This window comes from Pseudomonas sp. TH07 (assembly GCF_016651285.1).
In the GTDB taxonomy this organism is placed as follows: Bacteria; Pseudomonadota; Gammaproteobacteria; order Pseudomonadales; family Pseudomonadaceae; genus Aquipseudomonas.
The window spans coordinates 1,605,819-1,631,338 of the sequence record NZ_JAEKED010000001.1; the positions used below are offsets into that span (position 1 = coordinate 1,605,819).

Genomic DNA, 25,520 nt, shown 5'->3' on the forward strand with positions numbered 1-25,520 from the left:
ATTGCCCAGGCGCTTGCCCAAGGATGGCGCGCGCGCCGGGCTTCAGCCCAGCCTTCAATAGCTGGGATGGAGACGCTGGCGCTTCAGGGTGCAGCGTCCCCATCCAGCCCACTACAGCTTGGCCTTCACCGCCGCCAGCGCATCCTTGCCATCGAGGGTCTTCACCCCTTCCAGCCAGGTGTCCAGCACCCCCGGATTGGCCTTGATCCAGGCCTTGGCCGCATCCGCATTGCTGACCTTCTTGTTGGCCACCTCGGACATGATGCTGTTCTCCATTTCCTGGGTGAAGCTCAGGTTGGTCAACAACTTGCCGACGTTCGGGCAGGCCTGTGCATAACCCTTGCGGGTCAGGGTGTAGACGCTGCCGGTGTCGCCGAAATACTTCTCGCCACCTTTGAGGTAGTGCATTTTCAGCTGCACGTTCATCGGGTGCGGGGTCCAGCCGAGGAAGGTCACGAACTTCTGTTTCTTCACGGCCCGCGACACTTCCGCCAGCATCGCCTGCTCGCTGGACTCCACCAGCTTCCACTGGCCGAGGTTGAAGTCATTCTTCTTGATGATCTCCTGCAACGAGATATTGGCCGGCGCACCGGAGCCGATGCCGTAGATCTTCTTCTCGACGTCCTTGGGGTGCGCCTCAGCGTAGGTGTTCAGGTCGGCAAAATCGTGCACTCCTGCATCCCACACGTAATCCGGCACGGCCAGGGTGAACTCGGTGCCGTCGAGGTTCTTCGCCAGCTGGGTGACATCGCCGGTGGCCACGAACTTGTCGTAGAAACCCTGCTGCGCCGGCATCCAGTTGCCGAGGAACACGTCCACCTGGCCGTCCTTGAGACCGCCAAAGGTGATCGGCACCGCCAGGGTATCGACCTTGGCCTTGTAGCCCATGCCGTTCAACAGGAAACCGGTGATGGCGTTGGTCGCGGCGATGTCGCTCCAGCCCGGATCGGCCATTTTCACCGTTTCGCACTGATCGGCCCGGGCCGACGCACTGCCCAGGGCCAGGAGGCCGATGGCGACTGCTGTGGATAACCTTTGCATGCTCTTCCCCTTACGTTATTGGTTTTGGCAGGGTTGTGGATAACGAGCCTTGCGCTCCAGATCGTCGAGGTCGATGTGGTTACGCATGTATTGCTGGCTGGCATCGACCAGTGGCTGGTGGTCCCAGCTCTTCAGCTTGCCCACGGTCAGCGCGCTGGCGACGAAACGCCGACGCCGCTGGCTGGCGAGTACCTGTTGCCGGATCAGCGGGATATCCCACTTGGCCCGGGCTTCGGCGAGGAAGGCCTCGAACAGCGGCCGATGCTGCGGCGACTGGCTGAGTTCTTCGAGCTCGCGGGGATCGTTGGCTACATCGAAGAGTAGGCACGGGTCGTCTTCGCTGTAGATGAATTTATAGGCGCCGCGGCGGATCATCATCAGCGGGCTGATGGTGCCTTCGGCCATGTATTCGCCAAAAACCTCGTCGTGCCCGCCCTGCCCTTGCAGGTGGGGCACCAGCGAGCGCCCGTCAAGAGGCAGGCCCGGTTCCAGCTCGCCGCCGGCGAGTTCCACCAGGGTCGGCAGCAGGTCGGCGGTCGAGACCGCCGCGCTGACCCGCCCGGCGGCGAACTGACCGGGGGCGCTGACCAGCAGCGGCACCCGCGCGGCCATCTCGAACCAGTGCATTTTGTACCAGAGCCCGCGCTCGCCGAGCATGTCGCCATGGTCGCCGGAGAACACAATGATGGTGTCGTCGATCAGCCCCGTGTCCTCCAGGGTCTGCAAGAGTTTGCCGACGTTGCTGTCGATATAACTGCACGCGCCGAAGTAGGCGCGGCGGGCGTCGCGGATCTTATCCACAGGCAGCGGCTTGTCCCACAGGTCGTAGACCTTGAGCAGGCGCCGGGAATGGGGATCCTGGCTGCTCTGTGGTGGCGTTTCCGGCAGCGGAATGTCGTCGTCGCGGTACAGGTCCCAGAAGGCCTTGGGAATGGTGTACGGGTCGTGGGGGTGGGTCATGGACACGGTGAGGCAGAACGGCTGGTCGCCGTCTTCGCGGATATGGTCGAACAGGTACTGCTGGGCCTTGAACACCACCTCTTCATCGAAATCCAGCTGGTTGGTGCGCACGCAGGGCCCGGCCTGAAGCACCGAGGACATGTTGTGGTACCAGCTGGGCCGCACATCCGGCTCATCCCAGTTCACCGCCCAGCCATAGTCGGCGGGGTAGATATCGCTGGTCAGGCGCTCTTCATAACCGTGCAACTGGTCCGGGCCGCAGAAGTGCATCTTGCCCGACAGCGCGGTGCGGTAGCCGAGGCGGCGCAGATAGTGGGCGTAAGTCGGGACATCCGCGGGAAAGTCCGCAGCGTTGTCGTAGGCTCCGATCTTGCTCGGCAACTGGCCGCTGACCAGGGTGAAACGCGAGGGCGCGCACAGCGGGCTGTTGCAGTACGCGGCGTCGAACACCACGCCCTGGGCGGCGAGGCGACTGAGATTGGGCAGCTTGATGGGCGAGGAACCGTAGAACGGCAACATTGGCGCGGCCATTTGATCGGCCATGATGAAAAGAATGTTCTTGCGCTTCATGTATTCGCGGCATTCCATAGTAAGCAGTTATGCGAAAGTGCTGCGATCGAGCATGTAGCCCATGCATTTTGCGGTAAAGCCCATGCCGGGCAATGACTAGGATAAGTACAGCTTATGTATGAAGCGCTCGGGGACCTGTCCCTTGATCTGTTTCGCGCCTTTGAAACCGCAGCCCGCCTGCGCAGCTTTACCGCGGCGGCGGTGGAGCTGGGCACCACCCAGCCGGCCATCAGCCAACAGATCAAGCGCCTGGAAGAGCAACTGGGCACCCGGCTGTTCGACCGCATCTACCGTGGCATCGAGCTGACCGAGGCCGGGGCGACGCTGTTCGAGCAGGTGCAGGAAGGCTTGCAAAGCATCGACGCCGGCTTGAGCGCGATCAGCACCCAGCATCAGCATGAGGTGCTGCAGGTGGCCACCGACTTTGCCTTCGCCGCCTACTGGCTGATGCCGCGCCTGCATCGGTTCCACCAGGCCAACCCCCAGGTCGATGTCAGCCTGGTGACCAGCGAGCGCAGCCACACCATGCTGCGCAGCGATATCGATGTGGCGGTGCTGTTTGGCGACGGGCGTTTCAAACAAGGCACCAGCCATTGGCTGTTCAGCGAGGAAGTATTCCCGGTGTGCAGCCCGCTGCTGCTCAAGGAGCAGGCCGCACCTTTGCCCCTGGCGGCGTTGCTGGAGATGCCCCTGCTGCATCTGCGCGGGGAAAACAGCAGCCACTGGTTCGACTGGAGCGGGGTGTTTCGCGAACTGGGGATTGCCACGCCTCCGGCTCCCGGGCAGTTGCGTTTCGATAACTACACCCTGCTGATCCAGGCGGCGATCGGCGGTCAGGGCGTGGCCATCGGTTGGCGGCACCTTGTGGATAACTTGCTGGCCCAGGGCTTGCTCTGTCGGCCCATCAGCGAAACGGTGATGTCCCGCTACGGCTATTACGTGGTGTTGCCGCAACGCAAACGGCGCGCGGCCCTGATCCAGCGCTTCGTCGACTGGCTGATGCTCGAGCAGGCCAGCAGCGCCCAGTCACTGACCGGTATGGCGCTGCCGTCAATCGCGGTGTGAGGCCCGGCGTGCGCCCTGCCCTAGCTGACAAATTGCACATGCTCACGCAGGTGCAGATTCAGCCGCAGTTCATCGGCGATCCCGATTGCCACGCTGTTGAGTCGCTGCAGGGGTTCTGCGAGCCCCGGCTCCAGGCTGCTGCTGACCTGGCTGAAATGCTCGATGCCAAGGCCCGGCACGCCGCGTGGAGCGTTGACCAGGGTCCAGCGCAAGGTACTGGTCTGCAATGCATCGAGGATTTCCTGGGCGGCGTGATGCTGCAATGGGTCGCGGGGTTGAGTGCTGTCGAGCACCTCGAAGTCGCCGACCACGAACAGGCGCTGCACTTGGGTCGCCTGCATCCCGGCGATCAAGGCATCGATGGCCCGGACCTGCTCCAGGGAATCGCAGATTCGCAGCTTTTCCACCTGCTCACTGCCCATTGGCAGGCCGGGCGCGTCCAGCAGACACACCACCAGATCGCCGCCGGCAACACTTTGCTTGACCCGTTCGGCGTCGAACAGGTCGCCGCTCTTGGTCCGCAGCCCGGGGCGCGGCGCGAGGGCGGTGAGGTCGTCGAGGATGGCAATGACTTCATGCTGGCGGCGCAGGAATTCGGCCATCAGCGCACTGCCCAGGCTACTCATGGCACCATAGAGCACCAGTTTGATCACCGGGGTTTCGGCATTTTTCATGGCGCAGCTTCCTTCTTTCCACAGGTATGAGGTGTGACCTGTGGCGGGTCGCAAGGGTTCGACTTTGTCGCGAGGGGTTTTGATGCAACGAATCAAGGGCTATCACGCCCACGTCTATTTTGACGCCAGCACCATCGATCAGGCGCGCAGCTTGTGCGAACAGGCGGCGCAGTTGTTTTCATTGAAGATGGGCCGGGTTCATGAACGTCCGGTGGGTCCGCACCCGGACTGGAGCTGCCAGTTGGCCTTCGAACCGCAGTACCTGGGCGTGGTGCTGCCGTGGCTGGCGTTGAACCGCAAGGGGCTGGTGGTGTTTTTGCACCCGGACACCGGCGATGACCTGGTCGACCACACCGACCATGCCATCTGGATGGGCGCGGTGCGGCCGCTGGATCTGTCGGGGTTTTAGGCGCAGCAGGCCTGCAAGCCGCTCATCGGCTTGCAGGTGCTCGTCAGGGGATGGACGTCAGCGATTGGACAAAGAACGATCAGTTGAGTACGCCATCGAGAATCTCGTAGACGATGCCTGAGCCAATGGCGATCAACACCACGTCACCGCCCATGCGCCGCCATTCGTAGCCCTGGTAGTACGGCAGGTGGGCCAGGGCGCGGTTGTCCAGGCGCTCGCCGTAGTAGCCCCGTGGCAACGGCTGGCCACGCACCAGGTGCACGCCCGGTGGCGGTGGCGCACCCCGCACGAAGTAACCGTGGTTATCGCGAATGGTCTGGCGTACCGGGCCGAAATCCCTGGGTGGCGTGCCGCGATGATCATTCTGCGGACCGCGATGCTCTTCGCCACGATTGTCCCGCTGGCCCTGTTGCGGGCCGCCGCGATCACCGCCGCGATCATTGTCACCCCGTTGATCGGCCATGACATTCAGCATCGGGCCGGCACTGAGCATCAGCACACCGAGACCGGTAATCAGGCGTTTGGGCATTTTCATCAGGTCTTCCTCACAGCGAGCAACAAAAAGGGGTAGGCAACCTGAGCTGCCTACCCCTGGGTCTTGCTATTTAGTCTGTGACTTCGGGTGCTAATTCCTCTGTATCAGGAACTTTACCTTCAGCTGACCCGCGCTTTACCTATGCCTTCGGCCAGGGAGGCGCACAGGCTGAGCACGCCATCGACGGCCTGCTCGGGGGTGGTGGCGTTGGCGATCTGGTCGATCAGTGCCGACCCCACCACCACGCCGTCGGCGAGGCGCGCGATGGCCGCGGCCTGCTCCGGGGTGCGGATGCCGAAACCGATGCTGATCGGCAAATCGGTGTGCCGACGCAGACGGGTCACGGCTTCTTCGACGTGCTCCAGGGTCGCAGCTCCGGCCCCGGTCACGCCGGCCACCGAGACGTAGTAGACAAAGCCGGAACTGCCGTTGAGCACCTTCGGCAGGCGCGCATCGTCGGTGGTCGGCGTGGTCAGGCGGATGAAATCGATGCCCGCAGCCTGGGCCGGGTCGCACAGCTCGCTGTTATGTTCCGGCGGCATGTCGACCACGATCAGGCCATCGACCCCGGCGGCCTTGGCGTCGCTGATGAAACGCGGCACGCCGTAGTGGTGGATCGGGTTGAAATAACCCATCAGCACCAGCGGGGTTTCACTGTTGCCTTCGCGGAACTCGCGAACCATTTGCAGGGTTTTCGCCAGGTTTTGCTTGGCGTCCAGGGCGCGGATATTGGCCAGCTGGATCGCCGGGCCGTCGGCCATCGGGTCGGTGAAGGGCATGCCCAGCTCGATCACGTCGGCACCGGCGGCGGGCAAGCCCTTGAGGATCGCCAGCGAGGTGTCGTAGCCCGGGTCGCCGGCGGTGATGAAGGTCACCAGGGCGGCGCGGTTTTGTTGCTTAAGCTCGGCAAAGCGCGTTTGCAGGCGGCTCATCAGTGTTTCTCCTGCTGGGATTTTTCTTGTTGAGAGCTTTCCATATGGTGCATCACGGTCTGCATGTCTTTGTCGCCACGGCCCGACAGGTTGACCACCATCAGGTGATCCTTGGGCAGGGTCGGTGCGCGTTTGAATACTTCAGCCAGGGCGTGGGCGCTTTCCAGGGCCGGGATGATGCCTTCCAGGCGGCAGCACTGGTGGAAGGCGGCCAGGGCTTCGTCATCGGTCACCGAGGTGTACTGGACGCGGCCGATGTCGTGCAACCAGGCGTGCTCGGGGCCGATGCCCGGGTAGTCGAGGCCGGCGGAAATCGAGTGGGCGTCGATGATCTGGCCATCGTCGTCCTGCAGCAGGAAGGTGCGGTTGCCGTGCAGCACGCCCGGCACCCCGCCGTTCAGGCTGGCGGCGTGCTTGCCGGTTTCAATGCCGTAGCCGGCGGCTTCGACGCCGATGATCTCGACGCTCTTGTCGTCGAGGAACGGGTGAAACAGGCCCATGGCGTTGGAACCGCCACCGATGCACGCCACCAGGCTGTCCGGCAGGCGGCCTTCCTGGGTTTGCAGCTGTTCACGGGTTTCCTTGCCGATCACGGCCTGGAAGTCGCGGACCATCGCCGGGTACGGGTGCGGGCCGGCCACGGTGCCGATCAGGTAGAAGGTGCTGTCGACATTGGTGACCCAGTCACGCAGGGCTTCGTTCATCGCGTCCTTCAGGGTGCCGGTACCGGCGACGACCGGGATCACCTCAGCCCCCAGCAGCTTCATGCGGAACACGTTGGCCTGCTGGCGCTCGATGTCGGTGGTGCCCATGTAGATCACGCAGTCCAGGCCGAAGCGCGCGGCCACGGTGGCAGTGGCCACGCCGTGCATGCCGGCGCCGGTCTCGGCGATGATGCGTTTCTTGCCCATGCGCCGGGCCAGGAGGATCTGGCCGATGCAGTTGTTGATCTTGTGCGCGCCGGTGTGGTTCAGCTCTTCGCGCTTGAGGTAGATCTTGGCGCCGCCGCAGTGCTCGGTCAGGCGTTCGGCGAAGTACAGCGGGCTCGGACGGCCGACGTAATCGCGCTGGAAGTAGGCCAGTTCCTTGAGGAAGGCCGGATCTTCCTTGGCGATTTCATACTCGCGGGCCAGGTCGAGGATCAGCGGCATCAGGGTTTCTGCCACGTAGCGGCCGCCGAACGAGCCAAACATGCCGTTGGTGTCAGGACCGTTGCGCAAAGGGGTCTGGGTCATCGGAAGCTCCCGGTGAAGGTCAAAAGAGTGAATTGATGCGAAGACAATGGCGTTCACTCTACCCCTGACAGGGCAGGCTGAAAACCGATAAGATCGCCGCAACCTGTCAGGAAAACTCACAGATACCATGAGCCACGACCTTCCTCCGCTGAATGCCCTCAGGGCCTTTGAAGCCACCGCCCGCCTCGGCAGCGTCAGCCAGGCGGCCGAGCAGCTGCACGTCACCCATGGCGCGGTCAGCCGGCAGTTGAAAGTGCTGGAAGAGCACCTCGGGGTGAGCCTTTTCGTCAAGGACGGGCGTGGCCTTAAACTCACAGATTCCGGGGTGCGCCTACGTGATGCCAGCAGCGATGCCTTTGAGCGGCTGCGCACGGTCTGCGCCGAACTGACCCAGGGTGGCGCCGACGCGCCGTTTGTCCTTGGGTGCTCCGGCAGCCTGTTGGCGCGCTGGCTGATCCCGCGCCTGGGGCGCCTGAACGCCGACCTGCCGGACCTGCGTCTGCACCTGTCAGCCGGCGAAGGCGATCTCGACCCGCGGCGCCCGGGGCTGGATGCGCTGCTGGTGTTCGCCGAGCCACCGTGGCCGGCGGACATGCAGGTCTACGAACTGGCCAGCGAGCGCATCGGTCCAGTCATGAGCCCACGTTTTGCCGGCTACGAGCAGCTGCGTCGACAGCCGCCCGCCGCATTGCTTGACCAGGCCTTGCTGCAAACCACGTCGCGGCCCCAGGCGTGGCCCAGTTGGGCACGGCAAAACGGCCTCGATGCCCAGGCATTGAAGTTCGGACAGGGGTTCGAGCATTTGTATTATTTGCTGGAGGCGGCGGTGGCCGGGCTGGGGGTGGCGATTGCGCCAGAGCCGCTGGTGGCCGAAGACTTGCGGGCGGGTCGCCTGGTTGCCCCGTGGGGTTTTGGTGAAACCTCGGGGCAACTGGCGTTGTGGCTACCCAAGCGCGCCGCGGATGGGCGCGCCCGGCAACTGGCGCAGTGGCTCAGGAATGAGCTGCGCCAGGCAACTTAATCGCCGCGTTTGCACAACAGATAAGCCGCCAGCAGGCCCAGGGCGCCTACCGCGACACCGGCCGTGGTCCAAGGGTGTTCCTGGGCGTAATCGCGGGTGGCGATCCCGGTTTCGCGGGTCTTCACTTTGACTTCTTCATAGGCATCGCTGAGCAGGCTGCGGGAATGTTTCAGCGCGCTCTCGGCGTTGGTTTTCAGGGCCTTGAGGGTTTTACGCGACTCGTCAGACGCGTCGTCCTTGAGGCTTTCCAGAGACTTGAGCAGGCTCGAGATCTCCGCTTCCATACTTTCCAGTGAGGCTTTACGTAACGAGTTGTTAGCCATGTCGGCTCTCCTGCATGGTTGATGAGTGGCATGTGTAGGTTCCGACTCCAGCGCTTGGCGAAAGTGCAGTTAATCTGAACTTTGCTGTATGCGACGCACCGAAAAGGGGTATGAAAAAATCACTGCTAGGCTGTATTCAAACCTTAAGGAGCACGCCATGACTGACCACCACACGTACAAAAAAGTCGAACTCGTCGGTTCGTCCCCCTCCAGCATCGAAGACGCCATCAACAACGCTTTGGCCGAGGCCAGCAAAAGCATCAAGCACCTGGAGTGGTTCGAAGTCATCGAAACCCGGGGCCATATCAAGGACGGCAAGGCGGCGCATTTCCAGGTCACGCTCAAGGTTGGCTTTCGTATTGCCAACAGTTGAGGGCTTGGACTAGGCTCTTGAACTTGTGCGCTGGCCGATTGCCATAGGAAATGGCAAAGCGCTACAGCTGTCTTGAGCCTGAGAAAGGCTGGCGCAGATGCTTACCTTTTGATCCGACCAGGGAATGTGACCGATGAAGAAACTAATATTGGCAGCAGCATTGTTCAGCCTCGCGGGAACAGCCCTTGCCGCAGGCAAGCCGTGCGAAGAGCTGAAAAGCGAAATCGCCGCGAAGATCGACGCCAACGGCGCCACGCATTACTCGCTGGAAGTGGTGGACAAGGGCGCAGCCGCTGACGGCAAAGTCGTGGGCTCGTGCGAAGCCGGGACCAAGGAAATCGTCTACAAACGTGGTTGAGACGTTGTAGATGCAGATTGAGAAAACCGACGCCATGGCGTCGGTTTTTTTATGCCTGGGAGATAGGGCGAGGCGAGGTCGCGTCAGCGCAGCCGCCTGCTGGAGCCGCTGCCGAAGGCAGCGCTGGCCTTGCGCACCACCGCCGCATTACCTGAAAAGACCCTTCAGCCCTTCATCACCTGCGCCAGCAGTTCATAGGAGTGCAGGCGATCGGCGTGTTCATACAGGTCGCAGGTGAAGATCAGCTCGTCGGCCCCAGTCTGTTCGATCAGCACTTCGAGCTTGGCGCGGATTTTCGCCGGGCTGCCGACCATGGCCAGGCCGAGGAAGCTCGCCACCGCTTCTTTCTCGTGGGGCAGCCACAGGCCGTCCATGGTTTTCACCGGGGCGCGCTGCACCAGGCTCTGCCCGCGCATCAGCGCGAGGATGCGCTGGTACACCGAGGTCGCCAGGTAATCGGCCTGCTCGTCGGTATCGGCCGCCACCAGGGGCACGCCGAGCATCACGTAGGGCTTGTCGAGTACGGCTGAAGGTTTGAAGTGGTTGCGGTACACGCGAATCGCTTCATGCATGTAGCGCGGTGCGAAATGCGAAGCGAAGGCATAAGGCAGGCCGCGTTCGCCGGCCAGTTGCGCACTGAACAGGCTGGAGCCCAGCAGCCAGACCGGGACCTGGGTGCCAGTGCCCGGCACCGCGATCACCCGTTGCTCCGGGGTGCGTGGGCCGAGGTAGGCCATCAGCTCGGCCACATCCTCGGGGAAGTCGTCGGCGCTGCCTGAGCGCTCGCGGCGCAGGGCGCGGGCAGTCATCTGGTCGGAACCGGGGGCGCGGCCCAGGCCCAGGTCAATACGGCCGGGGTACAGGCTTTCCAGGGTGCCGAACTGCTCGGCAATCACCAGCGGCGCATGGTTGGGCAGCATCACCCCGCCGGAACCGACGCGGATGGTCGAAGTACCGCCGGCCAGGTAACCGAGCAGCACCGAGGTCGCGGAACTGGCGATGCCGTCCATGTTGTGGTGTTCCGCCACCCAGAAGCGGTTGTAGCCGAACTTCTCGACATGTTGCGCCAGATCCAGGGAGTTTCGCAGGGACTGCGCGGGGCTGCCGTCGGCGCGTACCGGTACCAGGTCTAGGGTGGAAAACTTGACGTCGGACAGTGGTTTCATAAGCCTGCTTCTCCAAAGGGCGTGCAGGCTTTTGTCATGAACCAAAACCTGCCGAATTTAATAAGCCAGGTCTATGCAATGTGGGCATATACCCGAGTTTCAATAGCCAGCTTGAATTTGCCGCTCTGATCGGTGGTGAATTCAGACAGGATGAACTTTGTCCGGCCTTCTATCCTCAGAACCCTGTGTAGCGCAAACCCGTTGGGCGTGAATTCTCGCGCTCGATCTTGAGGAGACAGAGATGAGTATCAAAAAGAAAGCCTCGGCTCATTGGGAAGGTGATCTGAAAACCGGCATCGGTTCTATTTCGACCGAAACCGGCGTCTTGCGTGAAGCGCCCTACGGCTTCAAGGCGCGTTTTGAGGGGGGCAAAGGCACCAACCCGGAAGAACTGATCGGCGCGGCCCATGCTGGCTGCTTCTCCATGGCCTTTTCCATGATCCTCGGCGATGCCGGGCTCAAGGCGGATGCCATCGACACCACCGCCGAGGTGACCCTGGACCAGGTTGAAGGTGGTTTTGCCATCACTGCAGTGCACCTGATTCTCAAGGCCAAGATCCCGGGCGCGAGCCAGCAGCAGTTCGATGAACTGAGCCGCAAGGCCAAGGAAGGGTGCCCGGTGTCCAAGGTGCTCAATGCCAAGATCAGCCTGGACGCCACGCTGATCAGCTGACCTGTGCCGCGCCCGGGGTCGCGCGCCGGCATGCTCGGCGCCGCTCCCCGGGGCGGGCCTGGCCAGCCAGCGCAGTGATCCGCAGGTGCGCCGCGTCAGAACTCGGTTCTGCGAAATGTGGTCGAATGAGTGACTGCGGCTTCAGTCCATGACCATGGGCGCTGCAGCAAGGGAGCTCCACATCATGAAACGTTTTGCCTTGGCGGTTGTTTGTTGCGCGCTGGCCACATCGGCCCTGGCGGCACCCAAGCCCTGCGATGAGCTCAAGGCCGAGATCGAGGCCAAGATCCAGGCCCAGGGGGTGGCGTCCTACACCCTGGAAATCGTCACCAATGACGAAGTCCACGACAACAACATGGTGGTCGGCAGCTGTGAAAACGGCACCCGCAAGATCATCTATCAAAAGAACGATCGCTAAAGCATTCAGGCTCAGGGCACGCAGTTGACCATGCGGTCTTCGGCGACGAGCTGACGCTGGGCGTCGTATAGCCGCGCGCTGGCGTTGAAGCCCAGGGAGCGCGCCTCCAGCCGGTAGCGCTGGCCGGCCTGGAAATGGTCGTAGCGCACCGTCAGGTAGCACAGGCGCTCCGAGGTGCCGGTCATCATGCCCATGCCACCGGAATAGATCTCGAAATCGAAACGTACCGTCAGCTCGTGACTGCCCGGGGTGACCTGGAAGTAGCGCCCGTCGGGCAAACGCTTCTGGTCCAGGCGCTCGGCCATCACCAGCTTGCCGCCCGGCGCGGGGGCGGCCAGGTCGACCCAGGCCTGTTGCGGGTCGACGTTGGGCAAGGGGCTGGAACAGGCACAAAGGCTGGCCAGGGAGAGAGCGAGCAAAGGTTGGCGCATGAGGGTGGCCACATCAACGAAAGACCTGAAGCATAGCGCCGATCAGGTTCGCTGGCAGCCTGCCGGTTGGCCCATGCCGACGACTTTGCGTTGTTCGTCATACAGCTTGGCCCAGGGCCGGAAGCCGATATTCCCGGCTTGCACCTGATAACGCTGGCCGGCGTTGAAGTCCTTGAATTTCAGACTCAGTTGGCAGTCGCGCCACAGCGGTTCTGCGTCCGGCCCGATATTGGTCGGCTGCACCGCGAACTGATAACGCAGGGTCAGCTCATGGCTGCCGGGCGCCACCTCGAAGTAGCGTTTGTCACCGGCGGCCTTTTCGTCGACCTCCAGGGCCTGCAGGGTGGTGTCGCGGTGGGGGTTGAGGTCGATCCAGGCTTGTGCCGGATCGGGGTCGGGCAGGCTGGCGCAGCCACCCAGGGCGAGCAGGCCAGTGGTCAACAGCAATACGCGCATAGCGAAACTCCAGGCAGGCGAGATAGTCTTGCGAACCGATTCTCGACGGATGATTCGATTTGATTAGGCCGCGTTCAAGCCATGGGTTACTTGATCCTCTTTTGCGCCTTTTGTTTCCGGCCCTGATGCTTTTGTTGCTCAACGGTTGCGCCAGCGTCGGTTATTACAGCCAGCTCGCCAGCGGCCAATGGCAGTTGTTGCGGGCCCGCACCCCGGTGGCCGAGGTGGTCGCCGACCCGGCCCGCGACCCGCAACTGCGGGCGCACCTGGAGCAATCGCAGCAGGCCCGGGCCTTCGCCAGCGAGCACCTGCACCTGCCGGACAACCAGAGTTACCGCCTGTATGCCGATATCGGCCGGCCCTATGTGGTGTGGAACGTGTTCGCCACCCCGGAGTTTTCGCTGCAGGCGCAAACCCATTGCTTCCCGATTGCCGGGTGCGTGGCCTATCGCGGCTACTACAACCAGGGTGCTGCTCGCGGTGCGGCGGCCCTGTTGCAACAGCAAGGCATGGATGTGGCGGTGAGTGGGGTCGAGGCGTATTCGACCCTGGGCTGGTTCAACGACCCGATCATCAGTTCGATGATGCATTGGGGCGACGAGCGCCTGGCGACCCTGATCTTCCACGAGCTGGCGCACCAGCGGTTTTACGTGCAGGACGACACCGAGTTCAATGAGTCCTTCGCCACCTTCGTCGAGCAGCAGGGCACCCGGCAGTGGCGCGCCTATCGCGGCTTGCCCCCGGCCAGCGAAGCTCAGGTGCAGCAGCGCGACCAATTTATCCAGTTGCTCCTCGATACCCGGCAACGCCTGGAGCATCTGTACGCCCAGGCGTTGCCTGCCGAGCAGATGCGTGAGCGCAAGGCGGCGCAATTCGAGCAACTGCGTCAGGACTATCGGCAACTGCGCGACAGCCAATGGCACGGCGACAAGCGCTACGACGCCTGGATCAACGCCCCGATCAACAACGCCCGGTTGCTGCCTTTCGGCCTTTACGACCAGTGGGTGCCAGCGTTTGCCGCCCTGTTCAAACAGGTGGGCGGCGACTGGCCGGCCTTCTACGATGCGGTGCAAACCCTGGGTAAACGCCCGCCGGCCGAGCGCAAGGCAGAGCTGCGGCGCTTGGCCCAACTCTAAGGCGCCGGAGGCTTTGCGCTGAGGGGGCGGGATTCTGTGGTCCGCACCTGGGCTTTTTGTGGCGAGGGAGCTTGCTCCCGTTCGGCTGCGCAGCGGCCGTCATCAGGCCACTGCGGTGTGTCAGGCCAAGTGGCGGTGTGGCCTTAGCTGCGCAAAAACGCCTGGTGCAATTGGTCCAGGGTCTGGAAGTGATAGGCCGGCGCTTCGGCAGTCAGTTCTTCGTGGCTGCCAAAACCGTAGCCCACTGCCGCCGCGTCCAGGCCGTTGCGTCGGGCACCGATCAGGTCGTGCTTGCGGTCGCCAATCATCAGGGTGCTCGCCGGATCCAGGCGTTCCTGTTCCAGCAAATGGGCGATCAACTCGACTTTGTCGGTGCGGGTGCCGTCCAGCTCACTGCCGTAGATCACCTTGAAGTGCTTGGCGAAATCGAAATGGCGGGCGATTTCCCGGGCAAATACCCAAGGCTTGGAGGTCGCGATATATAGCTGCCGGCCCTGGCCGCTCAAGGTTTCGAGCAAAGGTGTAACGCCGTCGAACACGCGGTTCTCATACAGGCCGCTGACCTTGAAACGTTCGCGATAGAAGTTCACCGCCTCCCAGGCCCGGGCCTCGTCGAAGTCGTAGAACTGCATGAAGGCCTGCAACAGCGGCGGGCCGATGAAGTGTTCGAGTCGGGTCAGGTCAGGTTCGTCGATGCCCAATTTGCTCAGGGCGAACTGGATCGAACGGGTGATGCCTTCACGTGGGTCGGTCAGGGTGCCATCGAGGTCAAATAGAACGGTCTGGTAATGCATGGGGTTTCCTGGGCAAGGGGTCAGAGGGCATTCAAGGCAGGTGGTAGCCTTCGGCCAGGTGCAGGTCCTTGAGTTTTACGTAATTGGCGGCGCTGTAGGTGAAGAAGGCGCGCTCCTTGTCGGTCAGGGCCCGCACTTGTTTCACCGGGCTACCGACATACAGGAAGCCGCTTTCCAGCTGCTTGCCCGGGGGTACCAGGCTGCCGGCGCCGATGATCACATCGTCGGCCACCCGGGCGCCGTCCATGACAATGCTGCCCATGCCGATCAGTACCCGGCTGCCGACGGTGCAGCCGTGCAGCATGACTTTGTGGGCGATGGTCACGTCATCGCCGATCAGCAGCGGGAAGCCGTCGGGGTTGAACGGGCCGGCATGGGTGATGTGCAGCACGCAGCCGTCCTGCACGCTGGTGCGTTGGCCGATGCGGATGCGGTGCATGTCGCCGCGGATCACGGTCAGTGGCCAGATCGAGCTGTCGCTGCCGATCTCGACGTCGCCGATCACCACCGCCGAGTGGTCGACGAAGGCCCGTTCACCGAGGCTCGGCGTGTGCTGCTGATAGGTGCGAATGGCCACGTGGGGTTGCCTCTCTGACATTTATTAATGGGGTCGATAGCTGCGGTGGGCATCGATTGTAATTAAGATGGCGCTACGTTTCTTCCAGCCAAGGTGCCAACCGTGAGCCTGAACAACCCTCTTCTGCAGTCCTACGACCTGCCGCCGTTCTCGGCGATCCGTGCCGAGCATGTGCAACCGGCCATCGAACAGATCCTGGCGGATAACCGGGTTGCCATCGCGCAGATCCTCAAGACTCAAGGCCAGCAGCCGACCTGGGCCGGCCTGGTGCTGGCCATGGACGAACTCAATGATCGCCTGGGCGCCGCCTGGAGCCCGGTCAGCCACCTCAACGCCGTGTGCAACAGCGCCGAACTGCGTGAAGCCTATGAGGCGTGCCTGCCTGCCCTGAGCGCCTACTCTACCGAGATGGGCCAGAACCGCGAGTTGTTCCAGGCCTTCGAAGCCCTGGCCAACAGCCCCGAAGCCGCCGGTTTCGATGTGGCGCAGAAGACTATCCTCGAACATTCCCTGCGTGACTTCCGCCTGTCGGGTATCGACCTGCCGCCGGAGCAGCAGAAGCGCTACGCCGAGGTGCAGAGCAAACTGTCGGAGTTGGGCAGCCGCTTCTCCAACCAGTTGCTCGACGCCACCCAGGCCTGGACCAAGCACGTCACCGACGAAGCGGCCCTGGCCGGCCTGACCGACTCGGCCAAGGCGCAGATGGCGGCCGCAGCCCAGGCCAAAGAGCTCGACGGCTGGCTGATCACCCTGGAATTCCCCAGTTACTACGCGGTGATGACCTACGCCCAGGACCGTGCCCTGCGTGAAGAGATCTACGCCGCCTACTGCACCCGTGCCTCGGACCAGGGCCCGAATGCCGGGCAGAACGACAATGGCCCGGTGATGGAGCAGATCCTCGACCTGCGTCAGGAACTGGCCAAGCTCCTGGGCTTCGCCAGCTTCTCCGAATTGAGCCTGGCCACCAAGATGGCCGAATCCAGCGACCAGGTGCTGAGTTTCCTGCGCGACCTGGCCAAGCGCAGCAAGCCGTTTGCCACCCAGGACCTGCAGCAGCTCAAGGCTTACGCCGCCGAACAGGGCTGCCCGGACCTGCAAAGCTGGGACAGCGGCTTCTACGGTGAAAAACTCCGTGAGCAGCGTTACAGCGTGGCCCAGGAAGCCCTGCGCGCCTACTTCCCGATCGACAAGGTGCTGGGCGGCCTGTTCGCCATCGTGCAGCGTCTGTATGGCATCGAGATCGCCGAGCAGAAAGGCTTCGACACCTGGCACCCGGATGTACGCCTGTTCGAAATCAAGGAGAACGGCCAGCACGTCGGCCGTTTCTTCTTCGACCTGTATGCCCGCGCCAACAAGCGTGGCGGGGCCTGGATGGATGGCGCCCGTGACCGTCGCCGCACCCTGGACGGCGTGTTGCAGAGCCCGGTGGCCAATCTGGTGTGCAACTTCACCCCGGCCGACAGCGGCAAGCCTGCGCTGCTGACCCACGATGAAGTCACCACCCTGTTCCACGAATTCGGCCACGGCCTGCACCACCTGCTGACCCGGGTTGAACATGCCGGCGTATCCGGGATCAACGGCGTGGCCTGGGATGCGGTCGAGCTGCCGAGCCAGTTCATGGAGAACTGGTGCTGGGAGCCGGAAGGCCTGGCGCTGATCTCCGGCCACTATGAGAGCGGCGAGCCGCTGCCCGAGGACCTGTTGCAGAAGATGCTCGCGGCGAAGAACTTCCAGTCCGGACTGATGATGGTGCGCCAGCTGGAATTCTCGCTGTTCGACTTCGAGCTGCACGCCACCCACGGCGACGGGCGCAGCGTGCTGCAAGTGCTCGAAGGGATACGCGACGAGGTCTCGGTCATGCGTCCGCCGGCCTACAACCGCTTCCCCAACAGCTTCGCGCACATCTTCGCCGGCGGTTATGCCGCGGGTTACTACAGCTACAAGTGGGCGGAAGTGCTGTCGGCGGATGCGTTCTCCAGGTTCGAAGAGGAAGGCGTGCTCAACCCGGCCACCGGGCGTGCGTTCCGCGAGGCGATCCTGGCCCGTGGCGGCTCCCAGGCGCCGATGGTGCTGTTCGTCGATTTCCGCGGACGTGCCCCTTCGATTGACGCACTCTTGCGCCACAGCGGCCTGAGTGAGGACGCGGCGGCATGAGTGAGGGTTCCGTGAAGATCACCAAGAAGCGCTTTATCGCCGGGGCCGTCTGCCCGGCGTGCAGCGAGCCGGACCGGCTGATGATGTGGAGCGAGGGCGACGTGCCCCATCGCGAGTGCGTGGCCTGCGGCTATTCCGACACCCTGAATGAACAGGGGCTGTCGGTGCCCAAGGAATTGGGGACCCGGGTCAATACCACGGCGTTGAAAGTGCAGGATGCCAAGGTGCAGTCGGTGCAGTTTTTCCCCAACCCCAAGTTGAAGAAAAAAACCGACGACCCGCAATAACTCCCCGTCATACCACCGGCTCCGCAAGGAGCCGGCCTGTTTTCCCCATCGTCAATAAAACAGCTCGCTCGGCCCGCTGCTGCGGTCAGATGGCGGGTTTGTTGCTGCTCACGGTTTCGAGCCAGCTCTTCATCGAGCAGGTATCAAACACGCTGGTACTGCAATCGCCATTGGCCAGGGCGGTACGCAGTTTGTCGACATCGGCCTGCATCATGTAGCGAATGCCGTCCTTGAAGTGGGAACTGTCGCCGAACCCGCCCTGGGTCATTTCATTCAGGGCGTCCTCTTTGCTCCAGCCCTGGATCACCACCCGGTACATCGCTGAAATCAGCCCGGTACGGTCCGAGCCGTGCTTGCAATGCATCAGCACCGGGCCCTGGCTCTCTGCGCTCTGGATGGCCCGCAGCGCACTCAGCACATCGGCGTCGTCCACATGATTGGTGCGGTACGGCAGTTGCACCTGCTTGATCCCCGGGGCCGATAGCCAGCGGGAGTCGGCCTCGGGCAGGAAGTTGATCACGGTGCCCACTTGCAACTGTTGCAGCAGGGGCAAGGCTCGGCTGTCGGGCAATGCGCTGCGATAGAGGGTCGGCGACATTTGGTACAGGTTGTAGTGCGCGTCCACCGGCTGTGCCCATTGGCTCGGGCGGCTGCTGGGCAGATCGGCGGCCCAGGCCTGGGGCCATGCGAGCAGGGTCAGCAGCGACAGGCAGAGGGCGGGAAAGAGGCGAGTGTTTGACATGCGCAGGCCGACGCTCAGGAAGGAGGGATGATGCTGCACAGCCTGTTCTGGCGGGCGTCAAAGCCCCGTGAGGCCTTTGTCAAAGAATCGTGAAGCATCGGCTGTTGGCTAAAAAAACTGTTTTTTCCACCTTGAAGCGACTTATCTGGATGCTTAGCCTGCTACCATTTGCCCAGTTGTAACCAAATTTTGCTGAGGTTGGGGCTGCTGCCCCGGCCTGTACCGCGACCAGAACGACAAGCTGCGCCATGACGCCGCTGATCAATCCATCAATGCCTGATGAGGTGCCCCCCATGTCTGATCAAGATCGAGACAACCCGCGGCGTGAGTTTTTGCGCAAATCCCTGACCTTGATCCCGGTGGTCACCGTCGCCAGTACCGGCTTGGGCAGTTCCGTGCTGATGGCGGCGTCAGAGCCGGCCAAGCCGGTCGAACCCGCCAGGGCGGCACCTGCCGGCCAGGCCTATGAGCCGAGTTACTTCACTGCCGAGGAATGGGCCTTTATCAAGACCGCCGTCGAGCGCCTGATCCCGGCCGACGAGCAAGGCCCTGGCGCCCTGGAAGCCGGTGTCCCGGAATACATCGACCGGCAGATGAACACCCCCTACGCCGCTGGCGCCCTGTGGTACATGCAAGGGCCGTTCAACGCCGACGCCGCGCCGGAAATGGGCTGGCAGAGCAAGCTGGTGCCCAAGGACATCTACCGTCTGGGCATAGCCGCCACGGATGCCTGGTCCAAAGCCTTCAACGGCAAATTATTTGCCGAGCAAGACAGCGCTACCCGGGACGACCTGCTCAAGCAGCTCGAAGCCGGAAAACCGCAGTTCGACAGCGTTCCAGCGAAGATTTTCTTCAACCTGCTGCTGCAAAACACCAAGGAAGGGTTCTTCTGCGACCCGATCCACGGTGGCAATAAAGGCATGGTCGGCTGGACCCTGATTGGCTTTCCCGGCGCCCGCGCCGATTTCATGGATTGGGTGGAACGCAACGAGCAATACCCCTTCCCGGCAGTGTCGATTCGCGGCGAGAGGGCTTGAGCATGGCAACGGTAATGAAGAAGGTCGATGCAGTGATCGTCGGGTTTGGCTGGACCGGCGCGATCATGGCCAAGGAGCTGACCGAGGCGGGCCTCAACGTGCTGGCGCTGGAGCGCGGGCCGATGCAGGACACCTACCCCGACGGCAACTATCCCCAGGTGATCGACGAACTCACCTACAGCGTGCGTAAGAAACTCTTCCAGGACATCTCCAAAGAGACGGTGACCATTCGCCACAGCGTTAACGACATCGCCCTGCCCAACCGCCAGCTGGGCGCGTTCCTGCCTGGCAATGGCGTCGGCGGCGCCGGTCTGCACTGGTCGGGCGTGCATTTTCGGGTGGACCCTATCGAGTTGCGCATGCGCAGCCACTACGAAGAACGCTACGGCAAAAACTTCATTCCCAAGGACATGACCATCCAGGACTTCGGCGTCAGCTACGAAGAGCTGGAGCCGTTCTTCGACTATGCCGAAAAAGTCTTCGGTACTTCGGGTCAGGCCTGGACCGTGAAAGGTCAACTGGTCGGCGAGGGCAAGGGCGGCAACCCTTACGCCCCGGATCGCTCGAACCCTTTCCCGCTGGAGTCGCAGAAAAACACCTATTCCGCACAGCTGTTTCAGAAGGCAGCCGGGGATGTCGGGTACAAACCCTACAATCTGCCGTCGGCCAATACCTCGGGGCCTTACACCAACCCCTACGGCGCGCAGATGGGCCCGTGCAATTTCTGCGGCTTCTGCAGCGGTTACGTCTGCTACATGTATTCCAAGGCCTCGCCCAACGTGAACATCCTGCCGGCCCTCAAGCCGCTGCCGAATTTCGAGTTGCGGCCCAATTCCCACGTGCTCAAGGTCAACCTCGACAGCACCAAGACCCGTGCCACCGGCGTGACCTATGTCGACGGCCAGGGCCGCGAGATCGAGCAACCGGCCGACCTGGTGATTCTCGGCGCGTTCCAGTTCCACAACGTGCGCCTGATGCTGCTGTCCGGCATTGGCAAGCCTTACGACCCGATCAGCGGTGAAGGCGTGGTGGGCAAGAACTTCGCCTACCAGAACATGGCCACCATCAAGGCCTACTTCGACAAGGATGTGCACACCAACAACTTCATCGGCGCTGGCGGCAATGGCGTAGCGGTGGACGACTTCAACGCCGACAACTTCGACCACGGCCCCCACGGTTTCGTCGGTGGTTCGCCGATGTGGGTCAACCAGGCCGGCAGCCGGCCGATTGCGGGCACTTCCAACCCACCCGGCACCCCGGCCTGGGGCAGCGCATGGAAGAAGGCCACGGCCGATTACTACACCCACCAGGTATCGATGGACGCCCACGGCGCGCATCAGTCCTACCGGGGCAACTACCTCGATCTGGACCCGGTGTACCGCGATGCCTACGGCCTTCCCCTGCTGCGGATGACCTTCGACTGGCAGGAAAACGACATCAAGATGAACCGCTTCATGGTCGAGAAAATGAGCAAGATCGCCGAAGCCATGAACCCCAAGGCCATCGCCCTGCTGGGCAAGAAGGTCGGCGAGCACTTCAACACCGCGTCCTACCAGACCACCCACCTCAACGGTGGCGCGATCATGGGCACCGACCCCAAGACCAGTGCCCTGAACCGTTACCTGCAAAGCTGGGACGTGCACAACGTGTTTGTTCCCGGCGCGTCGGCATTCCCCCAGGGCCTGGGCTACAACCCCACTGGCCTGGTGGCGGCCCTGACCTACTGGTCGGCGCGGGCGATTCGCGAGCAGTACCTGAAAAACCCCGGCCCGCTGGTTCAGGCTTAAGGAGCGATGACCATGAAAGCACTCGTTATCGCGACCCTGGCCCTGCTCGGCAGCGCCTCCCTCCAGGCGGCCGAAGTCGATCAGCCGGCCCTGGTCAAACAAGGTGAATACCTGGCCCGCGCCGGTGACTGCGTGGCCTGCCACACCGCCAAGGGCGGCAAGCCGTTCGCCGGCGGGCTGGCGATGGAAACCCCGATCGGGGTGATCTACTCGACCAACATCACCCCGGACAAGACCGGGATTGGCGACTACAGCTTCGAAGACTTCGACCAGGCCGTGCGCCATGGCGTGGCCAAGAGCGGCAGCACCCTGTACCCGGCCATGCCCTTCCCGTCCTATGCGCGGGTCAGCGATGCCGACATGCAGGCGCTCTATGCCTACTTCATGCAAGGCGTGGCGCCGGTGGCCCAGGACAACCAGGACAGCGACATCCCCTGGCCGCTGAGCATGCGCTGGCCGCTGACCGCCTGGCGCTGGATGTTCGCGCCCAAGGTCGAAGCCCAGCAGCCGAACATCGGTGCCGACCCGGTGGTCAGCCGCGGTGCGTATCTGGTGGAAGGCCTGGGGCATTGCGGCGCCTGCCATACGCCACGGGCCCTGACCATGCAGGAGAAGGCCCTGAGCGCCAACGATGGCAGCCGCTTTCTGTCCGGCAGTGCGCCCCTGGAGGGTTGGATCGCCAAGAGCCTGCGCGGTGACCACAAGGACGGTCTCGGCAGCTGGAGCGAAGAGCAACTGGTGCAGTTCCTCAAGACCGGGCGCAGTGATCGCAGCGCCGTCTTCGGCGGCATGAGCGATGTGGTGGTGCACAGCATGCAGTACATGTCCGAGGACGACCTGACCGCGATTGCCCGCTACCTCAAATCCTTGCCGGCCAACGACCCCGCGGATCAGCCGCACCAGTACGACAAGCAGGTGGCCGAAGCCCTGTGGAAAGGCGACGACAGCAAGCCGGGGGCCGCGGTGTACATCGACAATTGCGCGGCTTGCCACCGCACCGACGGCCATGGCTACACCCGGGTGTTCCCGGCGTTGGCGGGCAATCCGGTGTTGCAGTCGGACGATGCCACCTCGCTGATTCACATCGTGCTCAAGGGCGGTACTTTGCCGGCGACCCATACCGCGCCGTCGACCTTCACCATGCCGGCCTTCGCCTGGCGCCTGTCGGACCAGGAAGTGGCGGATGTGGTGAATTTCATCCGCACCAGCTGGGGCAACCAGGGTTCCAAGGTCAAGGCCGGGGACGTGGCCGACCTGCGCAAGGACGATATGCAGAGCACGTCCGGTGACGACCTGGGGCAAGTGACCAGCCACTGAGGATCAGCTGCGGCACCCCCGCCAGCGCTGGTTGGCGGGGTGCTTGGGGCTTATTTGAAGCGGCGGATGCCCAGTTCGCTGCCCAACTGGTAGCCACACACGTGGTCCGATAGCCCGGCGTGCATCAGGTCCTCCCAACCGGCGGGGACAAGGCCGATCGCGTCGCTGTACTCGACCCAGTGCGCCTGGGCGAAGCGCGGGTCGTGTTCATCGAAGGTGGCGTTGCGTGGCACCGTCGCCAGGGCGATATCCCGGGTGCAGATGTCAAACTCCAACGACACGCCCCACAGCGCTCCGGCGCTGCTCTTGACCATGATCATGTCGGCGCCCTGGTCGTAGCTCGGCAGGTAGGCATCGGCTGCGTAGAAAATTTTCTCCATGTCGCTTACTCCGCCAGGTACCAGGTTAAAAACTGGAAAAAACCATCCCACTTCAGCGCAACGCTGCCCGCCAGGAACAACTCCCGGTCGGCCAGGCTGAAGTCCAGCACCGCGCCGTTGTTGCGGTCATACAGGTAGCAGCCTTCGCCCTGGCAACTGGTGAGGCATATCAGGTGCTGCGGCAACTCCCACACCTCATGCACGAATTCGGTGCCGAACCGGATGGCGCCGTCATCGATGTCGACCAGCTCTACATCGCTGGCGTGGCCGCGGTAGCAAGTGATGGCGTAGTTGAGGAAAAACACCCCGAACTCACTGTCCAGGGGTACCCCCAGGGCCTGGAGCTCCTCGATCACCAAGTCCTTGTGGGTTCTGTGGATGCTGCCTGGCTGGCGCTCGATCAAGCGCACCAGGGCGCTGGGGATTGCGGGCATTCCTGTGCTCCTTCGGATTCAGGGCGACCTTATACCGCGATCTGCGTCCGCCCGGGGCCGGGTTTTCGGCTCGGCGGCGCTAGGCGTCGGGCGCAGGCTCCATTACTGTATGTGCATACAGTTGAGGAGTGCCTTTCATGTTCACCCCCTTGCCGCCTCGCGGTCGTGGCACCGCGAGCAACCCCCACAACCGTTTCGCCCCCAGCCGTTCAGTGGCCGAGGACGATGGCTGGTATCAGGAAGCGCCGCTGACCCAAGGCACCGAGGTGATGTTTGAAACGGCCAAGACCATTATTTCCCGCAATACCTCGCCGGACCTGCCCTTCGACCGCTCGATCAACCCCTATCGCGGCTGCGAGCACGGCTGCATCTACTGCTACGCCCGGCCCAGCCATGCGTACTGGGACCTGTCCCCGGGGCTTGATTTTGAAACCAAGCTGATCGCCAAGACCAACGCTGCGTCGGTGCTCGAACAGCAGTTGTCCAAACCCGGCTACGTCTGTGCGCCGATCAACCTGGGCTCCAATACCGACCCCTACCAGCCGATCGAGCGCGAGCACCAGTTGACCCGGCGCACCCTCGAAGTGCTGCTGCGTTACCGGCATCCGGTGACCATCGTCACCAAGGGCTCGCTGATTTTGCGCGACCTCGACCTGCTGGTGCAGTTGGCCGAGCAGCGGCTGGTGGCGGTGATGATCAGCCTGACCACCCTGGACGACGAGCTCAAGCGCATTCTCGAACCCCGCGCAGCGGCGCCCAAGGCGCGCTTGCGGGCGATCCGGGTGATGCGCGAAGCGGGAATCCCGGTGGGGGTGCTGTGTTCGCCGATGATCCCGATGATCAACGACAGCGAGCTGGAAAGCCTGCTCACCGAAGCCTTTGAGGCCGGGGCGCAGAGCGCGGCCTACATGATGTTGCGCCTGCCGTTGGAAGTGGCGCCGCTGTTCGAGGAATGGTTGGCGGCGCACTACCCGCAGCGAGCAGCCCATGTGCTGAGCCTGATTCGCCAGAGCCGTGGCGGCGAACTGTACGACAGCCGTTTTGGCGCGCGCATGCGCGGCGAAGGTCCGTTCGCCGACCTGCTGGCGCAGCGTTTTACCAAGGCCATCAAGCGTCTGGGGCTTGATCGGCGGGAGGGCTACAACCTCGACTGCAGTGCGTTTTGTCCGCCGGGCGGTCAGATGTCGTTGCTGTAAGGGCAACGGGCCTATGGTTGAATTGGCCTATGGTTGCGTAGTGCCGCGAGAGGTCGTTCGCTAACATAGTCACGTTTTGCCGTGCCTATAGTGGCGTTCTAGAGCGCTCCATTCAGTTTGAGTTAAGTTTCCATGGCTACCGTGTTCATCGAGTGACCGATGGGTCGCAGTCAGTGTGCTGGTTGTTTATTGATCAAGTGCTGGCTTCGCGCCGGATAAAACTGGAAAATTTTGCCTAATCCGTCAGAGAGAATGAATCATGAGTGACAAGGATAAACAGCCGCTAGCTGCGTCGGCTTCAGCCCAATCCACTGAAAGCGCCGATGCAGCGCTGCAGCATATCGTTGATGGCTTTTTGCATTTTCAACATGAAGTCTTTCCGCAGCAGGAAGAGTTGTTCAAGAAGCTGGCCACCGCCCAGCGGCCTCGGGCAATGTTCATTGCCTGCGCCGATTCGCGGATCGTTCCCGAATTGATTACCCAAAGTGCCCCCGGCGATCTGTTTGTCACCCGCAACGTGGGCAACGTGGTGCCGCCCTACGGGCAAATGAACGGCGGTGTGTCGACTGCCATCGAGTACGCGGTGCTGGCGCTGGGTGTGCACCACATCATCGTTTGCGGGCATTCCGATTGCGGCGCCATGCGTGCGGTACTCAACCCGCAAAGCCTGGAAAAAATGCCCACGGTCAAAGCCTGGCTGCGCCACGCCGAAGTGGCCAAGACCATGGTCCACGAGAACTGCGATTGCGCCGACGAAAACGCCAGCATGCATGTGCTGACCGAAGAGAACGTCATCGCCCAGCTCCAGCATTTGCGCACCCACCCCTCCGTGGCTTCGCGCATGGCCAACGGCCAGTTGTTTATCCATGGCTGGGTCTACGACATCGAAAGTTGCGAGATCAAGGCCTATGACGCCGACCAGGGCATCTTCCTGCCACTGGACGGCAAACACCCGGTGCCTGTCGCGACGCCTAAAGCGCGCTTCTAAAACCTCCTAATCCCAGCCTGGCTCTGCCCTGACGGCCGTTTATACGGCCGG

General features: G+C 62.7%; 31 protein-coding genes. 15 read left to right on the forward strand and 16 right to left on the reverse strand.

Annotated elements, in window-relative coordinates; genetic code table 11:
• Positions 1–111: 111 nt before the first annotated feature.
• On the reverse strand, positions 112–1,041 hold the full coding sequence (gene choX, locus JFU57_RS07630; protein ID WP_201128731.1) for a choline ABC transporter substrate-binding protein: 930 nt from the start codon (positions 1,039–1,041) through the stop codon (positions 112–114).
• Positions 1,042–1,056: 15 nt separating this feature from the next.
• Positions 1,057–2,571, reverse strand: a complete 1,515-nt coding sequence (betC, locus tag JFU57_RS07635; RefSeq protein ID WP_201128733.1) for a choline-sulfatase — start codon at positions 2,569–2,571, stop codon at positions 1,057–1,059.
• A gap of 114 nt (positions 2,572–2,685) precedes the next feature.
• Between betC and JFU57_RS07640 the strand changes: the two genes are divergently transcribed.
• Positions 2,686–3,636, forward strand: a complete 951-nt coding sequence (locus tag JFU57_RS07640; protein ID WP_078470304.1) for a choline sulfate utilization transcriptional regulator — start codon at positions 2,686–2,688, stop codon at positions 3,634–3,636.
• A gap of 20 nt (positions 3,637–3,656) precedes the next feature.
• Here JFU57_RS07640 and JFU57_RS07645 read toward each other — a convergent pair whose 3' ends face one another.
• Positions 3,657–4,310 carry an NAD(P)-dependent oxidoreductase gene (locus tag JFU57_RS07645; protein WP_201128735.1) on the reverse strand — a complete coding sequence of 218 codons (654 nt, stop codon included), beginning with the start codon at positions 4,308–4,310 and terminating at the stop codon, positions 3,657–3,659.
• 82 nt (positions 4,311–4,392) lie between these two features.
• Here JFU57_RS07645 and JFU57_RS07650 point away from each other — a divergent pair, with 82 nt between their 5' ends.
• On the forward strand, positions 4,393–4,719 hold the full coding sequence (locus tag JFU57_RS07650) for a DOPA 4,5-dioxygenase family protein (protein WP_078470302.1): 327 nt from the start codon (positions 4,393–4,395) through the stop codon (positions 4,717–4,719).
• A 79-nt stretch (positions 4,720–4,798) separates the two neighbouring features.
• Here the strand turns inward: JFU57_RS07650 and JFU57_RS07655 are convergent, their stop codons facing one another.
• The 3 genes from JFU57_RS07655 to trpB form a co-directional block, all read right to left on the reverse strand.
• Complete coding sequence (locus JFU57_RS07655) at positions 4,799–5,254, reverse strand: anti-virulence regulator CigR family protein (RefSeq protein ID WP_201128737.1); 456 nt, start codon at positions 5,252–5,254, stop codon at positions 4,799–4,801.
• Between the two features lie 119 nt (positions 5,255–5,373).
• Positions 5,374–6,186, reverse strand: coding sequence for a tryptophan synthase subunit alpha (trpA, locus tag JFU57_RS07660; RefSeq protein ID WP_078470300.1), 813 nt, complete (start codon positions 6,184–6,186; stop codon positions 5,374–5,376).
• Positions 6,186–7,421, reverse strand: a complete 1,236-nt coding sequence (gene trpB, locus JFU57_RS07665; protein WP_201128738.1) for a tryptophan synthase subunit beta — start codon at positions 7,419–7,421, stop codon at positions 6,186–6,188. Before trpB ends, trpA begins: the two co-directional genes overlap by 1 nt.
• 127 nt (positions 7,422–7,548) lie before the next feature.
• Here trpB and JFU57_RS07670 point away from each other — a divergent pair, with 127 nt between their 5' ends.
• Entirely contained in the window at positions 7,549–8,442 is an 894-nt protein-coding gene (locus JFU57_RS07670; RefSeq protein WP_201128740.1) for a LysR family transcriptional regulator, read from the forward strand.
• On the opposite strand, the gene JFU57_RS07675 is transcribed toward JFU57_RS07670, so the two are convergent.
• Positions 8,439–8,765, reverse strand: coding sequence for a DUF883 family protein (locus JFU57_RS07675; protein WP_020294995.1), 327 nt, complete (start codon positions 8,763–8,765; stop codon positions 8,439–8,441). The genes JFU57_RS07670 and JFU57_RS07675 overlap by 4 nt on opposite strands.
• A 157-nt stretch (positions 8,766–8,922) precedes the next feature.
• Between JFU57_RS07675 and JFU57_RS07680 the strand changes: the two genes are divergently transcribed.
• Positions 8,923–9,138, forward strand: coding sequence for a dodecin (locus JFU57_RS07680; protein ID WP_078470297.1), 216 nt, complete (start codon positions 8,923–8,925; stop codon positions 9,136–9,138).
• A gap of 133 nt (positions 9,139–9,271) precedes the next feature.
• Positions 9,272–9,496, forward strand: coding sequence for a DUF1161 domain-containing protein (locus JFU57_RS07685; protein WP_078470296.1), 225 nt, complete (start codon positions 9,272–9,274; stop codon positions 9,494–9,496).
• 164 nt (positions 9,497–9,660) lie between these two features.
• Here JFU57_RS07685 and JFU57_RS07690 read toward each other — a convergent pair whose 3' ends face one another.
• The gene (locus tag JFU57_RS07690) at positions 9,661–10,662 is read right to left on the reverse strand and encodes an LLM class flavin-dependent oxidoreductase (protein WP_020294998.1); all 1,002 of its coding nucleotides are present in this window, start codon (positions 10,660–10,662) and stop codon (positions 9,661–9,663) included.
• Positions 10,663–10,903: 241 nt separating this feature from the next.
• Between JFU57_RS07690 and JFU57_RS07695 the strand changes: the two genes are divergently transcribed.
• Complete coding sequence (locus JFU57_RS07695) at positions 10,904–11,335, forward strand: OsmC family protein (RefSeq protein WP_201128742.1); 432 nt, start codon at positions 10,904–10,906, stop codon at positions 11,333–11,335.
• 184 nt (positions 11,336–11,519) lie between these two features.
• Positions 11,520–11,753 carry a DUF1161 domain-containing protein gene (locus tag JFU57_RS07700; RefSeq protein ID WP_020295000.1) on the forward strand — a complete coding sequence of 78 codons (234 nt, stop codon included), beginning with the start codon at positions 11,520–11,522 and terminating at the stop codon, positions 11,751–11,753.
• Between the two features lie 11 nt (positions 11,754–11,764).
• On the opposite strand, the gene JFU57_RS07705 is transcribed toward JFU57_RS07700, so the two are convergent.
• Together JFU57_RS07705 and JFU57_RS07710 are read right to left on the reverse strand one after the other, a co-directional pair.
• Positions 11,765–12,184: a PA0061/PA0062 family lipoprotein gene (locus JFU57_RS07705; protein WP_201128744.1), complete on the reverse strand. Its 420-nt coding sequence runs from the start codon at positions 12,182–12,184 to the stop codon at positions 11,765–11,767.
• A gap of 42 nt (positions 12,185–12,226) precedes the next feature.
• Positions 12,227–12,640 carry a PA0061/PA0062 family lipoprotein gene (locus JFU57_RS07710; RefSeq protein ID WP_201128745.1) on the reverse strand — a complete coding sequence of 138 codons (414 nt, stop codon included), beginning with the start codon at positions 12,638–12,640 and terminating at the stop codon, positions 12,227–12,229.
• 59 nt (positions 12,641–12,699) lie between these two features.
• Here JFU57_RS07710 and JFU57_RS07715 point away from each other — a divergent pair, with 59 nt between their 5' ends.
• Positions 12,700–13,776: an aminopeptidase gene (locus tag JFU57_RS07715; protein ID WP_201128746.1), complete on the forward strand. Its 1,077-nt coding sequence runs from the start codon at positions 12,700–12,702 to the stop codon at positions 13,774–13,776.
• A gap of 143 nt (positions 13,777–13,919) precedes the next feature.
• Here JFU57_RS07715 and JFU57_RS07720 read toward each other — a convergent pair whose 3' ends face one another.
• Together JFU57_RS07720 and JFU57_RS07725 are read right to left on the reverse strand one after the other, a co-directional pair.
• Positions 13,920–14,570 (reverse strand): HAD family hydrolase, encoded by a 651-nt coding sequence (locus tag JFU57_RS07720; protein WP_201128747.1) that lies wholly within the window; start codon positions 14,568–14,570, stop codon positions 13,920–13,922.
• 31 nt (positions 14,571–14,601) lie between these two features.
• Positions 14,602–15,147, reverse strand: a complete 546-nt coding sequence (locus JFU57_RS07725) for a gamma carbonic anhydrase family protein (RefSeq protein WP_078470289.1) — start codon at positions 15,145–15,147, stop codon at positions 14,602–14,604.
• Positions 15,148–15,249: 102 nt separating this feature from the next.
• Between JFU57_RS07725 and prlC the strand changes: the two genes are divergently transcribed.
• Both prlC and JFU57_RS07735 read left to right on the forward strand, forming a co-directional pair.
• Positions 15,250–17,301: an oligopeptidase A gene (gene prlC, locus JFU57_RS07730; protein ID WP_201128748.1), complete on the forward strand. Its 2,052-nt coding sequence runs from the start codon at positions 15,250–15,252 to the stop codon at positions 17,299–17,301.
• Positions 17,298–17,588 carry a YheV family putative zinc ribbon protein gene (locus JFU57_RS07735; protein WP_020295007.1) on the forward strand — a complete coding sequence of 97 codons (291 nt, stop codon included), beginning with the start codon at positions 17,298–17,300 and terminating at the stop codon, positions 17,586–17,588. Before prlC ends, JFU57_RS07735 begins: the two co-directional genes overlap by 4 nt.
• Before the next feature lie 85 nt (positions 17,589–17,673).
• Here the strand turns inward: JFU57_RS07735 and JFU57_RS07740 are convergent, their stop codons facing one another.
• Together JFU57_RS07740 and JFU57_RS07745 are read right to left on the reverse strand one after the other, a co-directional pair.
• Positions 17,674–18,330: a phosphatase domain-containing protein gene (locus JFU57_RS07740; RefSeq protein WP_201128749.1), complete on the reverse strand. Its 657-nt coding sequence runs from the start codon at positions 18,328–18,330 to the stop codon at positions 17,674–17,676.
• 79 nt (positions 18,331–18,409) lie between these two features.
• Entirely contained in the window at positions 18,410–18,625 is a 216-nt protein-coding gene (locus JFU57_RS07745) for a hypothetical protein (RefSeq protein WP_201128750.1), read from the reverse strand.
• Here JFU57_RS07745 and JFU57_RS07750 point away from each other — a divergent pair.
• Genes JFU57_RS07750 through JFU57_RS07760 form a run of 3 tightly spaced genes read left to right on the forward strand, consistent with a single transcriptional unit; the run spans position 18,624 to position 22,471 of the window.
• A complete protein-coding gene (locus tag JFU57_RS07750) occupies positions 18,624–19,367 on the forward strand; it encodes a gluconate 2-dehydrogenase subunit 3 family protein (RefSeq protein WP_201128751.1) in 744 nt (247 codons plus the stop codon). The genes JFU57_RS07745 and JFU57_RS07750 overlap by 2 nt on opposite strands.
• A 2-nt stretch (positions 19,368–19,369) precedes the next feature.
• The gene (locus JFU57_RS07755; protein ID WP_020295010.1) at positions 19,370–21,154 is read left to right on the forward strand and encodes a GMC family oxidoreductase; all 1,785 of its coding nucleotides are present in this window, start codon (positions 19,370–19,372) and stop codon (positions 21,152–21,154) included.
• A 12-nt stretch (positions 21,155–21,166) separates the two neighbouring features.
• A complete protein-coding gene (locus tag JFU57_RS07760; RefSeq protein WP_201128753.1) occupies positions 21,167–22,471 on the forward strand; it encodes a c-type cytochrome in 1,305 nt (434 codons plus the stop codon).
• A 50-nt stretch (positions 22,472–22,521) separates the two neighbouring features.
• Here JFU57_RS07760 and JFU57_RS07765 read toward each other — a convergent pair whose 3' ends face one another.
• Together JFU57_RS07765 and JFU57_RS07770 are read right to left on the reverse strand one after the other, a co-directional pair.
• On the reverse strand, positions 22,522–22,851 hold the full coding sequence (locus JFU57_RS07765; RefSeq protein ID WP_201128755.1) for a hypothetical protein: 330 nt from the start codon (positions 22,849–22,851) through the stop codon (positions 22,522–22,524).
• Between the two features lie 5 nt (positions 22,852–22,856).
• The gene (locus JFU57_RS07770; RefSeq protein ID WP_201128757.1) at positions 22,857–23,285 is read right to left on the reverse strand and encodes an SMI1/KNR4 family protein; all 429 of its coding nucleotides are present in this window, start codon (positions 23,283–23,285) and stop codon (positions 22,857–22,859) included.
• 137 nt (positions 23,286–23,422) lie between these two features.
• Between JFU57_RS07770 and JFU57_RS07775 the strand changes: the two genes are divergently transcribed.
• Both JFU57_RS07775 and JFU57_RS07780 read left to right on the forward strand, forming a co-directional pair.
• Entirely contained in the window at positions 23,423–24,481 is a 1,059-nt protein-coding gene (locus tag JFU57_RS07775; RefSeq protein WP_078470283.1) for a PA0069 family radical SAM protein, read from the forward strand.
• A gap of 259 nt (positions 24,482–24,740) precedes the next feature.
• Entirely contained in the window at positions 24,741–25,469 is a 729-nt protein-coding gene (locus JFU57_RS07780; RefSeq protein WP_078470282.1) for a carbonic anhydrase, read from the forward strand.
• Positions 25,470–25,520: the final 51 nt, after the last annotated feature.

What these genes read in the sequence shown, in the direction of transcription:
- choX (WP_201128731.1), bottom strand. Translation starts at nt 1,041, where the DNA reads ATGCAAAGGTTATCCACAGCAGTCGCCATCGGCCTCCTGGCCCTGGGC.
- betC (WP_201128733.1), bottom strand. Translation starts at nt 2,571, where the DNA reads ATGAAGCGCAAGAACATTCTTTTCATCATGGCCGATCAAATGGCCGCG.
- JFU57_RS07640 (WP_078470304.1), top strand. Translation starts at nt 2,686, where the DNA reads ATGTATGAAGCGCTCGGGGACCTGTCCCTTGATCTGTTTCGCGCCTTT.
- JFU57_RS07645 (WP_201128735.1), bottom strand. Translation starts at nt 4,310, where the DNA reads ATGAAAAATGCCGAAACCCCGGTGATCAAACTGGTGCTCTATGGTGCC.
- JFU57_RS07650 (WP_078470302.1), top strand. Translation starts at nt 4,393, where the DNA reads ATGCAACGAATCAAGGGCTATCACGCCCACGTCTATTTTGACGCCAGC.
- JFU57_RS07655 (WP_201128737.1), bottom strand. Translation starts at nt 5,254, where the DNA reads ATGAAAATGCCCAAACGCCTGATTACCGGTCTCGGTGTGCTGATGCTC.
- trpA (WP_078470300.1), bottom strand. Translation starts at nt 6,186, where the DNA reads ATGAGCCGCCTGCAAACGCGCTTTGCCGAGCTTAAGCAACAAAACCGC.
- trpB (WP_201128738.1), bottom strand. Translation starts at nt 7,421, where the DNA reads ATGACCCAGACCCCTTTGCGCAACGGTCCTGACACCAACGGCATGTTT.
- JFU57_RS07670 (WP_201128740.1), top strand. Translation starts at nt 7,549, where the DNA reads ATGAGCCACGACCTTCCTCCGCTGAATGCCCTCAGGGCCTTTGAAGCC.
- JFU57_RS07675 (WP_020294995.1), bottom strand. Translation starts at nt 8,765, where the DNA reads ATGGCTAACAACTCGTTACGTAAAGCCTCACTGGAAAGTATGGAAGCG.
- JFU57_RS07680 (WP_078470297.1), top strand. Translation starts at nt 8,923, where the DNA reads ATGACTGACCACCACACGTACAAAAAAGTCGAACTCGTCGGTTCGTCC.
- JFU57_RS07685 (WP_078470296.1), top strand. Translation starts at nt 9,272, where the DNA reads ATGAAGAAACTAATATTGGCAGCAGCATTGTTCAGCCTCGCGGGAACA.
- JFU57_RS07690 (WP_020294998.1), bottom strand. Translation starts at nt 10,662, where the DNA reads ATGAAACCACTGTCCGACGTCAAGTTTTCCACCCTAGACCTGGTACCG.
- JFU57_RS07695 (WP_201128742.1), top strand. Translation starts at nt 10,904, where the DNA reads ATGAGTATCAAAAAGAAAGCCTCGGCTCATTGGGAAGGTGATCTGAAA.
- JFU57_RS07700 (WP_020295000.1), top strand. Translation starts at nt 11,520, where the DNA reads ATGAAACGTTTTGCCTTGGCGGTTGTTTGTTGCGCGCTGGCCACATCG.
- JFU57_RS07705 (WP_201128744.1), bottom strand. Translation starts at nt 12,184, where the DNA reads ATGCGCCAACCTTTGCTCGCTCTCTCCCTGGCCAGCCTTTGTGCCTGT.
- JFU57_RS07710 (WP_201128745.1), bottom strand. Translation starts at nt 12,640, where the DNA reads ATGCGCGTATTGCTGTTGACCACTGGCCTGCTCGCCCTGGGTGGCTGC.
- JFU57_RS07720 (WP_201128747.1), bottom strand. Translation starts at nt 14,570, where the DNA reads ATGCATTACCAGACCGTTCTATTTGACCTCGATGGCACCCTGACCGAC.
- JFU57_RS07735 (WP_020295007.1), top strand. Translation starts at nt 17,298, where the DNA reads ATGAGTGAGGGTTCCGTGAAGATCACCAAGAAGCGCTTTATCGCCGGG.
- JFU57_RS07740 (WP_201128749.1), bottom strand. Translation starts at nt 18,330, where the DNA reads ATGTCAAACACTCGCCTCTTTCCCGCCCTCTGCCTGTCGCTGCTGACC.
- JFU57_RS07750 (WP_201128751.1), top strand. Translation starts at nt 18,624, where the DNA reads ATGTCTGATCAAGATCGAGACAACCCGCGGCGTGAGTTTTTGCGCAAA.
- JFU57_RS07745 (WP_201128750.1), bottom strand. Translation starts at nt 18,625, where the DNA reads ATGGGGGGCACCTCATCAGGCATTGATGGATTGATCAGCGGCGTCATG.
- JFU57_RS07755 (WP_020295010.1), top strand. Translation starts at nt 19,370, where the DNA reads ATGGCAACGGTAATGAAGAAGGTCGATGCAGTGATCGTCGGGTTTGGC.
- JFU57_RS07760 (WP_201128753.1), top strand. Translation starts at nt 21,167, where the DNA reads ATGAAAGCACTCGTTATCGCGACCCTGGCCCTGCTCGGCAGCGCCTCC.
- JFU57_RS07765 (WP_201128755.1), bottom strand. Translation starts at nt 22,851, where the DNA reads ATGGAGAAAATTTTCTACGCAGCCGATGCCTACCTGCCGAGCTACGAC.
- JFU57_RS07770 (WP_201128757.1), bottom strand. Translation starts at nt 23,285, where the DNA reads ATGCCCGCAATCCCCAGCGCCCTGGTGCGCTTGATCGAGCGCCAGCCA.
- JFU57_RS07775 (WP_078470283.1), top strand. Translation starts at nt 23,423, where the DNA reads ATGTTCACCCCCTTGCCGCCTCGCGGTCGTGGCACCGCGAGCAACCCC.
- JFU57_RS07780 (WP_078470282.1), top strand. Translation starts at nt 24,741, where the DNA reads ATGAGTGACAAGGATAAACAGCCGCTAGCTGCGTCGGCTTCAGCCCAA.